The organism is Youngiibacter fragilis 232.1 (assembly GCF_000495435.3).
In the GTDB taxonomy this organism is placed as follows: Bacteria; Bacillota; Clostridia; order Clostridiales; family Clostridiaceae; genus Youngiibacter; species Youngiibacter fragilis.
On sequence record NZ_AXUN02000168.1, the window covers coordinates 23,564 to 34,234 of the forward strand.

Genomic DNA, 10,671 nt, shown 5'->3' on the forward strand with positions numbered 1-10,671 from the left:
GATCTAAAATATGGCTGCAATCAATGATTTACTGCGGCAAATTCCTGACACATCTTTACGTAGTCGCTTAGAACAGGAATTTGTTCGCTTATCTAAAAACAAGAAATTTGGACTTGTATTCGAGGAACATATCCCTGAATGCACTCCTCTTTATGATGTTGCTATCAAAAGCGGCTCGACTGTTGCCCTCAAAACGGGGCGCATCAACGACAATTACGTTGTGGTGAATTTGAACGGTGATACCGCCCTTTGTCGTCACAAGGCAACAGGTGAAACTATGACTATCCCACTTACGGAGCTTGTTTCGGTTGCCCAGTTTGGCGAACCGATTTTTCCCATGCTCCAACCGATTGCTGCTGTAGAGAACGCCCCTGAAAGTAAGCTTTGGCACACCCTAATTGAAGCAGATAACTACCATGCCCTCCAGCTGCTGGAATACCTCTACCCCAAGCAGGTCGATTGCATTTATATTGACCCACCATATAACACCGGCTCACGTGATTGGAAATACAATAACGACTATGTGGACTCCGCCGACAGCTGGCGGCACAGTAAATGGATGTCCATGATGCAAAAAAGACTTAGAATTGCGAAACGAGTATTGAATCCAGATACTGGTGTCCTCATTGTAACTATTGACCAAAATGAGGTTCATCATCTTCGTTGTTTGCTTGATGAGATGTATCCTGAATCTACCATTCAAATGGTTACTATCGTGATTAATCCAAAAGGCGTCGCTAGCGGAAAATTTGCTCGTGTTGAGGAATATGCTTTCTTTTGCTTTATGCCCCAAGCCAAAATGTCGAAACTTGAGGATTCGATGTTGGGTGAAAAAATAACAAATAACAAAGTTCGTTGGTCGGTTCTTCTGCGTTCTGGAACTGATGCTCAACGTGAAGACAGTAAGAATCAGTTTTATCCCATTCTTGTGGATTCTAAGAGACATCGTGTTGTAAAAGCGCTCGACTTCTTGCCTCTACCTCAACACCCAGACTTAGAAGCTAAAATTGATGGATATGATGTTGCATGGCCAATTCGTACCGATAATTCAGAAGGAAGATGGATGGTCAGTTCTTCAACCTTAAATGGATTGATAGAAAAAGGATTCGTAACTTTGGGTGGATACGATAAAAAAAGAAAAACATGGGCAGTTCGATATTTAAGTGAAAAAACAAGAAGTCAGATAGATAATGGAAAAATATCGGTAATTGGTTATGACGAGATAAAAAATATCGTAGATGTTGAATATGTAAGCGATAGGACGCAAGAAGTACGAACCGTGTGGAGTCGAGCTTTGCATAATGCAGGCACATATGGTTCTGAAGCTTTATCAAAATTATTGGGTCACACTAACAGCTTTTCATTTCCTAAATCACTGTATGCGGTTCATGATACCCTATCGACAATAGTAAAAGATAATCCAAGTGCTCTCATCGTTGACTTTTTTGCTGGAAGCGGTACTACTCTCCATGCTGTCAACCTGCTCAATGCCGAGGACAACGGAAGTCGTCGTTGTATTTTGGTCACCAATAACGAGGTGTCTGATACTGAATCAAAGGCATTGCAAAAAATCGGTTATCAACCCGGCGATCCGGAATGGGAAGAACACGGGATTTGCCGTGCTGTAACCTGGCCTAGGACGGAATACAGCATTTTGGGTAAACGCTCAGACGGCGTGTCGCTCACAGGCGAGTATTTTACTAATCAAACCGTTACAAAAAAAGAAAATCGTTCGTTCTACCAGCTTGGTTTTGTAGATAATCCTTCAGGATTACCACACAGTGTAAAGAAACAAATTGTTTCCGTGCTTCGAAGCAAGGATGGTAAGACGCAACTGCCGCAGACGCTGGTAAAACCGGATAGTAAATTCATCGTTTCAGAGAAACACTCTGCGTCCATCTTATTTGATGCAGATAATGCTGATGAGTGGCTGGATGCTCTGCAAGATCAAGACCAAATCACAGATTTTTATATTGTGGTGAAGGATGCTACGGTATTCAACGACATAAAAGCACAGGTTTCGGAACTACTTGGCAATATCGACGTTACATCGCAAGTCAAGCGTTCCATGAGCGACGGTTTCTATGCAAATGCCGAGTACTTCAAACTTGGCTTTTTGGACAAGAACAGTGTATCACTTGGGAAGCAGTTCCGCGAGATACTGCCGTTGCTGTGGCTAAAATCCGGGGCGATTGGCCAGAGACCGGAGATAACTGCTGACGATGAGCCAGAGATGCTGATTCTTCCACAAAATGGCTTTGCTATTCTTGTGGATGAAACAAAGTATGCCGAATTTGTCGATAAGCTATCGGAAGAAGACGATATTACAATGGTCTATTTTGTGACTAACTCTGAAGCGGCTTTCCGTGAAATGACTGCTGGAATAAAAGCAAATAACACATACCAACTATATCGCGATTATATCGATAACTTTGTGTTGGGAAGCAGGAGGGATTCATAAATGAGAGATATACTATTTCCGTTTCAAGACACGGCTCTTAGCGAACTACATGAGAAAATAAGCAAGGCACATTTAATGTGGAGTGAGCGAGACCCACAAGTGATTTCATTTTCCTCACCTACGGGTTCGGGGAAAACAATCATTATGACTACACTTTTTGAAGAAATACTATATGGCAGTGCGGACAGCATCGGAGAACCGGATTCAGTGTTTATTTGGCTTTCCGATTCACCAGAACTCAATGAGCAGACACGGCTGAAAATCGAAAGCAAGTCTGATAAAATCCGTGTGCGAGATTTGATGACCATCGATTCAACCTTTAATGCCGAATACTTCGAGGGTGGTTGCATCTACTTTTTGAATACTCAAAAGCTCGGTTCTGACAAATTGCTGACAGGAATGTCCGATAAACGACAGTTTTCCATCTGGGAAACTCTCACTAACACTGCCAAACGCAATCCAAAGCAATTTTATGTGGTGATTGACGAGGCACATAGAGGCACCTTCACGTCCGTTCAAGCGGAGAATAAGGCGCAGTCCATCATGCAGAAATTCATCAAAGGCAGCAAAAGCGATGGGCTATGCGTTATGCCTCTTGTTATTGGCGTGACTGCGACACCTCAGAGATTTGAAAACTTGATTGCTGGAACGGTTTCTACAGTTCAAAAAGTTATTGTTCCACCCGAACAGGTGCGTGAGTCCGGGCTTTTGAAAGATAGTATCCTCATACACTACCCAGATATTCAACTGAGTGCTGATATGACTATGTTCAAAGGCGCATTGGAAGATTGGCGCAAAAAATGTGCTCATTGGAAAGCATATTGTGAGCATCAAGGTGACCAAGAGAAAATGGTAAATCCGATTCTAGTTGTTCAGGTTGAGGATGGTAGTGAGCGCGAATCAACTCAAACTGATTTAGGTGCTTGCGTTGATTTATTGGAAGAAACACTGGGCCGTAAGCTACAGCCTGGAGAAGTGGTTCATACATTCAATGACCGCGGCAATGTAAAAGTGCGTAATATAGAAATCCAGAAAATTGAGGCTTCTCTAATTGAGGAAGATAACAAAGTAATGTTTGTATTCTTTAAAATGAACCTTTCTACAGGTTGGGACTGTCCACGCGCCGAAACCATGATGTCCTTCCGCAGCGCGCAGGATTATACTTATATTGCTCAGCTTCTGGGACGCATGATTCGTACTCCTTTAGCGAGAAGAATTTCCTCCTACGCTGAGCTTAATAGTGTCCGCCTGTTTCTTCCGTACTTTGATAAAGATACAGTTAAGAAAGTAGTTGAAGCTCTACGTGACAGTGAAGCAGCAATTCCTGCCGAAATTGGCACCAACAGAGAAATTGTCACTCTTGGGCGCTGCCTTGCATATTCTGATGTGTTTGAGGCAATGGATAATCTAATCACCTATCGTATCGATTCATCCCGTAAACAGGCCCCCCTCAAGTTATTAATACAACTTTCTCGTGCGCTGACTATGGACGGCATTGAATTGGGAGCACAAAAAGCTATTAAAAATGCAGTTTTATTAAAAATGAATGAAGAAATTGCGCGGATAAAAGATAGCGGAGACTTTGAACCCCGGGCGGCAGCAATGACTGGATTTGCCCTTGGCACGCTGACATTTGACTACGGTGACAATGCCTATTCCTTTGATGAGATGTCACAGACTATAGCAGTATCCGAGTTTGATATATCTCGTCACTTTGAGCAAGCCGGAAAGTTGTTGGGAGAAGGCTTACACAAGGAGTATTGGATTAGAAACAGTACGCGTAACCATATTGATGTAAAAATTGAAGTCATCGTTCTTACTAGCGATACGGACTCAATTGAGAGGCTAAACGCCTACGCAGAGAGAGAGTTCATTACGCTCTATGAGAACCACAAGCGATCTATTTCGAGACTGAACGAGGCGCGAAAGAATATCTACGAAAGATTAATTAATGCTTCCGCGCAACCGATATCTGTACCGTGGGAATTGCCGCATTCAATCGATTTTTCTGTGCCTGCTGATAGCTCGAATTTTGAACAACACCTCTATTGTTCTGAGGACGGTACATTCCAAACATCACTGAACTCGTGGGAAAGCGGAGTTATTGCAGAAGAACTTAAAAACGGTGCTGTCTGCTGGTTACGCAATCTCGACCGTAAAAAGTGGTCACTTGAAATCCCTTATGAAATCAGTGGTGTATCCACTCCTATGTTCCCAGATTTAGTGATTGTCCGCGCCGATGCACATGGTTACATTTTCGATATTCTGGAACCGCATGACCCAAGTCGCAAGGACAATTATCCCAAGGCAGTAGGATTGGCTAAATTTGCAGAAAAGCACTGGGATAAATTTGGTAGGATTCAGCTCATTCGTCTAAAAAAAGGTGTAGATGGTCGCGAACATTTCTATCGATTAGACATGGGAAAAACGACAGTTAGGAATAAGGTTCGTGGCATAATATCAAACGAGGAGCTTGATAGAATTTTCGATACTGATTCTGTGCGAGAAGACTAAACTATACATCTACTCTGTCTCCTCAACCCCTTTAAAACAGGCGTTATCCAAGCTGTCAACTCAACCCTATCAACTTCAGGACCATTGATATGTTACCACGAGCAATAAAAATAAGGGTTTCCTTGCATTGTAACCTCTTGCAGCATAGCTGCGAGAATAGTTCAAAGCTCGGAAACCCTTTATTTTCAGGCACTTTCTGCCCTTTTATTTCTCAGCCCTTGACATCAACACTACTGTCTCAACGTGTGGGGTATTCGGAAACAGGTCGACTACCTTGGTCCTTTTTATCTCATATCCCTTAACCGTCAGGTATTTCAGATCAGACACAAGGGTTTTGGGATTGCAGGATACATATATTATTTCATTGGCTTTGAAGTTCACAACGTACTCCAGAGCCTTTGGATGTACTCCCCCCCTTGGCGGATCAAGTATTATCAGGTCAGGAGATGATTCAAGTTTTGCTATGACATCCTTGACATCGCCTGCAATGAAGGTTGTGTGGTCAAGCCCGTTGAGCACAGCATTTTCATTGGCAGCAGAAGCCGCCTCTTCAATTATCTCGACTCCAATGACCCTATCAGCGTATTCAGATACGATCTGACCGATAGTTCCCGTTCCGCAATAAAGGTCGAATATCTCGTTCTTCTTTTCAGAGATGAAGCTTCGCACTGTGCTGTATAGGAGCTCTGCACCCTTTGTATTTGTTTGGAAAAATGAAAAAGGCGATATTTTGAATTTCAATCCAAGCAGTTCCTCAAAAATATGGTCTCTGCCTTCAAGTACATTAAGCTTGTCGCAGTTTACCGCATCTGCAGGATTGTCATTTTCAGTGTGCAGTATAGAAACCAGGTCATAATCGAGTTCCAGTTCCATAAGGCCTTTTTTCCAGGCTTCTGCATCCAGCTCCCCTTTGGTTGTTGTGATAAGGTTAACCATGAGTTCGCGCGTGTTCTCTCCCCTACGGATCATCAGGTGCCTTAACACCCCTTCCCATTTCATTACCCTATAGTACGGGGTACCAAGCTTTCTGAAATGTTCAACCGTGTAGTTGAGAATCTTGGTGAAGTCCTCAGGGACAAGCAGGCAACCATCCACGTTCACAACTGCATTCTTTACACCCCTGTAGTGCATACCAAGTGTAAGTTCACCATTCCTTACCTCGTCACCGAAGGTGAACTCCATCTTGTTCCTGTATCCGTATTGTTCCTTTACAGCAACCAATCCCTCGTATATACCCATTGGAAGCCCTGCTTCTGAAAATAGGTTTACAACCTCATCATTCTTCATTTTCTCCTGGAGGTCCATTGGAATATTCTGGCTGATACACCCGCCACACTTTCCGAAGTGTCTGCAAGGCGCATCAATCTCATATGGAGCCTTTTCACAGACCCCTCGCAGCTTTGCTTCAGCCTTTCCATTTCGGTTCTTGGACACTCTTGCGGATACTTTCTGACCTGGGAAAGCTCCTTTAACTGACACGTTCACTCCATCGGCATATCCGATTCCTGTAGCTGGGAATTCATGCGACTCTATGTTTACTTCTATCAATTCGTTCTTCTTCAAAAAATCAATCCTTTCTCAATGATACCCTGATACTTTACCAGAAAATCCAAGCCTTGTGAACTCATTCTGTGTCCCTGAGCTCATCCTTCTCAGATTTCGTCAGCTTGTTCACAACCTGCTGATAGGAATGGTCGATCAGCTCCTCATAGAATCCGATGCCCATACTGCCTTCTACAGCCACAGTAATCCAATGCTTCTTGTTGAGATGGTATCCAGGCCTTATGAAACCGAACATGGACCGAAGCTCCACCGCTCTCTGAGGATCGCACTTCAGGCTGATCTCAAATGGCTCCTCTTTGTTAACTAGCATGAATATCCTGCCGGAAACCTTGAATACCTCAGTAGTATCATCGAAAGGAAATGAACTCACGGCCCTTTTCTTGGACAGTGCATGGCCTATAATCATATCCCTGTAGTTCTCAGACATCTTCTTCCACCTCCATCCTATACAGTCAGATTATATCATTCCTGACATGCGCTCTCCATGTTATAATCTTATGGTGAAAATAAATTTTGATTGGACTGATTTCTTTGCTTTTTAAGATGATTTTCCTATGCTCAGCCGGCTTCCTTGCAGCCTTCGTAGATTCAATCGCCGGAGGAGGAGGTCTCATATCACTTCCTGCATACCTTTTTGCTGGAGTACCTCCACATTTCGCACTGGGGACAAACAAGTTCGCCAGTACCTCAGGCTCTTTCCTCTCGACCCTTGGCTACGCCAGGTCAAACAAGATCAACTTCAGGCTTCTTCGGTTCGCAGTACCTGCAACAGTGCTGGGTGCAGCACTTGGAGTCAGGACCGTGCTTCTCATACCTCAGGATTTCCTGTCGCCCTTCGTGTCAGTGATGATCCTTGTGGTCGGCCTTTATACGGTCTTCAAGAAAGGGATCGGAGAGCAGAACAACTTCACTACAATAACAAGAAGAAAGGTGCTCTTCGGCACCCTGGTTGGCTTCACCCTTGGCTTCTACGATGGATTCTTCGGACCTGGTACAGGATCATTCCTTATCTTCATATTCATAAGGTTTTTCAGGTATGACTTCATAAACGCATCAGGAAATGCCAAGCTCATCAACTTCACCTCAAACATAACATCACTTGTGATGTTCGCGCTTAACGGAAAGATTGATTATGCAATCGGCATCCCGGTGGCACTGTTCATGATGGCAGGCTCGACTGTCGGTACCCGCCTTGCAATCAGGAACGGCTCCAAATTCATACGCCCCATATTCATCACCATGTCCATAGCTGTGTTTGTGAAGCTGGTATGGCAGATGACCACATGACACCAACGTAATAAAGCCATCATGCCGGCGTTCTGAGACAGCATGAGTAACGCCCGGGATAACCATCCCGGGCGTATGTTTTTATTTCTGGTTTGCGTCTTCCCAATCCTTGAGGAACCTTTCGATTCCTGCATTAGTGAGAGGATGAGTCAGCGACTCCAGGATCACCTTGTATGGAATCGTAGCTATGTGGGCTCCCGCAAGGGCTACCCTCTGCACGTGGTTCTTGTTCCTTATGCTTGCTGCGATTATCTCAGTGTCAATTCCATAAAGGTTGAAGATATGGACTATCTCTTCTATGACCTCAACCCCGTCAAGGCCTATGTCATCAAGCCTTCCAACAAATGGTGATACATAGCTAGCTCCTGCCCTTGCTGCCGCAAGTGCCTGGGTTGCAGTGAATATCAGTGTCACATTGGTCCTTATTCCCTTCTTTGAAAGGTAGGATACTGCCTTCAGGCCTTCAGCCGTCATAGGTACCTTGACTACTATGTTCTTGTGTATCTTCACCAGCTCAAGTGCTTCAGCGATCATCCCATCGGATTCGAGGGACAATACCTCTGCGCTTATGGGTCCGTCTACGATGTCGGTAATTTCCTTTATGACATCCGCGAAGATTCTTCCCTCTTTTGCTATGAGGGATGGATTCGTGGTTACACCCGAAAGTATTCCCAATTCGTTCGCTTTCCTGATTTCATTGACATTTGCCGTGTCTATAAAGTACTTCATCCGTTTGGGCCAAGCCTGCTGCCATATGCAACCTGTGCCTTGCCCTTCACCTCCCCATTATCATTTAGGAAAACTGCATAATAGTCTATGAATAGCTTTCCAAATATGATTTTAGCACAATTTTCAGAAGTTTATCATAAATTCGACATTATTATTTGTCATTTTCAATCATCCTAATCCGTCAGATGACAGGAACCTCCTGGCAGACTCCCTGATGTACCTTCCAAGGTTAATCCTGTAGCTTCTATATTTCAGGCACCTTTCAAGGTACAGCATGGACCTGATCATATAAATCGGGAAGACCCTAAGCCTTGATGCATTAAGGTACCTCCTGCAGTAGTATATCTCACTGCAGACAAGATGTATCAGCGCATTGGCCCCAATGTTCCTTGAGCTCCTCTCGCCTAGATGTGTGACTTCTGAGTAGGGATAGCTGTATGTGTCATAGCCTGCTTTCTCTGCTGCTATCCCGAGAATCAGCTCCTCCTCATAAAGGAAGGTGTTCTCGTCAAATGGAACGACCTTCAGAGCCAGCTCCCTCTTCATCATGAAGCAGCATCCGACTAGATGATAAACCTTCTGTACCTCATCAAACGACTTGTCAAGGCCATAGTATGTCCTGTGTATGTTCATGAGATTCAATGACCTGAGCCTGGTAGTCGCGAAAAGCTTCTCCCTTATCCCGGTCTTCACAAATATCCTTGATATCTCTGAAACATCACCATTCTCATCAAGGATCTTAGGCCCTGCTATACCTGCCTTCATGTTTCCGTAAAGGAAACCCTTAAGCCTGTCAATCGCACCCTCATGGTAGATGATATCTGAATTCGAGACAAGTATATGTGTGCAGCCATCCTCTAATGCCTTAAGTATCCCTATGTTGTTTCCGGCAGAATAGCCTTTGTTCACCTGGCTTCCGATAACCACAACATCTCCATCAGAACCAAAAACATCAGTCAGCCTTTCCAATGAGCCGTCAGGGGATGCATTATCCACCACATATATCCTGTACCCGGATTTGCAAGTGGATCTGATTGACATTACGCAGTCATACGTCTCTTCGCTTGTCATGTAGTTCAGTATTATTATTCCTATCATTGCATTCCTCTTTAATCTTTAAGATATTGTGAATTAAGGTCTGATGTCTGTTATACTTGATTTTCAGGCATATCTCATGACATATCGCCAATGCAGTGATTTAGCACTGAATAGCTTCTAATTACAGGCAAAATCACCCTCTTTCAGGCTGTCCATGATTTGTCAAAACATGGACCAGTAGTAAAATAAGGGTAGAAGGTGCATGCTCTTCTCAGATTATATGGTAACACAAGAGAGCTGCACAAAATATACGAAGGAGTGATGACGTATGAGGAACAGGCTGCCTATAGGTAGGAACTTTTTCGGGGACGACGAGTTCATGAGCGACTTCTTCAACGACCTTCCTGCACTTGGAGCCTCGACAAAGCAGTTCAAGGTTGACATCAAGGAGAACGACAAGGAGTACATGATAGACGCTGACCTTCCTGGAGTCAACAAGGACGACATAGTCGTTGAATACAAGGACAAGTACCTGACGATTTCTGCTGAGAAGGAACAGAGCACCGAGGAAAAGGGCGAGAACTTCATAAGGCGTGAAAGGTCATATGGCTCGATAAAGAGAAGCTTCTATGTAGATGACATAGATGAGAGCAAGGCATTAGTGGAATACAAGGACGGTGTCCTCAGGATAGTACTTCCTAAGCTTGTTGAACCTAAGTCTGGCGGAACGAAGTTTGAGATCAAATAGGCAAAACGACCCTGCCGGGATACCCGGTGGGGTCGTTAACTTTAACCTTTCAATTCTTTTGCTTTTTATTGGCTTCAATTGTTATTTCAGAAGGTTCCTTTCCCTTACGAATATGAGTGAGTGACCAAAGGTCGTAGGATGAGGATCGAGGGCAATGACAAACATACTGAATTTGCCAAGCTTAGCTGCAATTATTGCATTCCTTGCACTGAAGGTAACAGCAAGTCTTGTTGTCTCATATGCCTTGAAGGCTGAATATGAATTTGCAATTGAATAACCCCCGCTGATGGCTCCGGCCTTTATCATGTCACCTGAAGTCCCGCTGTTTTTT

At 44.0% G+C, this 10,671-nt stretch carries 9 protein-coding genes; 4 read left to right on the forward strand and 5 right to left on the reverse strand.

Annotated features, from left to right (window positions below):
- Positions 1 to 10: 10 nt before the first annotated feature.
- Positions 11 to 2,461: a site-specific DNA-methyltransferase gene (locus tag T472_RS08485; RefSeq protein ID WP_023388547.1), complete on the forward strand. Its 2,451-nt coding sequence runs from the start codon at positions 11 to 13 to the stop codon at positions 2,459 to 2,461.
- Positions 2,462 to 4,975 carry a DEAD/DEAH box helicase gene (locus tag T472_RS08490; RefSeq protein WP_023388546.1) on the forward strand — a complete coding sequence of 838 codons (2,514 nt, stop codon included), beginning with the start codon at positions 2,462 to 2,464 and terminating at the stop codon, positions 4,973 to 4,975.
- 204 nt (positions 4,976 to 5,179) lie between these two features.
- Here T472_RS08490 and rlmD read toward each other — a convergent pair whose 3' ends face one another.
- A complete protein-coding gene (gene rlmD, locus T472_RS08495; protein ID WP_023388545.1) occupies positions 5,180 to 6,538 on the reverse strand; it encodes a 23S rRNA (uracil(1939)-C(5))-methyltransferase RlmD in 1,359 nt (452 codons plus the stop codon).
- A 61-nt stretch (positions 6,539 to 6,599) separates the two neighbouring features.
- The gene (locus tag T472_RS08500) at positions 6,600 to 6,965 is read right to left on the reverse strand and encodes an MmcQ/YjbR family DNA-binding protein (RefSeq protein WP_023388544.1); all 366 of its coding nucleotides are present in this window, start codon (positions 6,963 to 6,965) and stop codon (positions 6,600 to 6,602) included.
- A 104-nt stretch (positions 6,966 to 7,069) separates the two neighbouring features.
- Between T472_RS08500 and T472_RS08505 the strand changes: the two genes are divergently transcribed.
- Positions 7,070 to 7,825, forward strand: coding sequence for a sulfite exporter TauE/SafE family protein (locus tag T472_RS08505; RefSeq protein WP_242864785.1), 756 nt, complete (start codon positions 7,070 to 7,072; stop codon positions 7,823 to 7,825).
- An 81-nt stretch (positions 7,826 to 7,906) separates the two neighbouring features.
- On the opposite strand, the gene fsa is transcribed toward T472_RS08505, so the two are convergent.
- Together fsa and T472_RS08515 are read right to left on the reverse strand one after the other, a co-directional pair.
- Positions 7,907 to 8,554: a fructose-6-phosphate aldolase gene (gene fsa / locus T472_RS08510; protein WP_023388542.1), complete on the reverse strand. Its 648-nt coding sequence runs from the start codon at positions 8,552 to 8,554 to the stop codon at positions 7,907 to 7,909.
- Positions 8,555 to 8,722: 168 nt separating this feature from the next.
- On the reverse strand, positions 8,723 to 9,652 hold the full coding sequence (locus T472_RS08515) for a glycosyltransferase (RefSeq protein WP_023388541.1): 930 nt from the start codon (positions 9,650 to 9,652) through the stop codon (positions 8,723 to 8,725).
- Positions 9,653 to 9,920: 268 nt separating this feature from the next.
- On the opposite strand from T472_RS08515, the gene T472_RS08520 reads away from it, so the two are divergent.
- A complete protein-coding gene (locus T472_RS08520) occupies positions 9,921 to 10,340 on the forward strand; it encodes an Hsp20/alpha crystallin family protein (RefSeq protein WP_023388540.1) in 420 nt (139 codons plus the stop codon).
- Between the two features lie 81 nt (positions 10,341 to 10,421).
- Here the strand turns inward: T472_RS08520 and T472_RS19765 are convergent.
- The coding region (locus T472_RS19765; RefSeq protein ID WP_040907146.1) for a BTB/POZ domain-containing protein at positions 10,422 to 10,671 on the reverse strand (250 nt) is incomplete at its 5' end.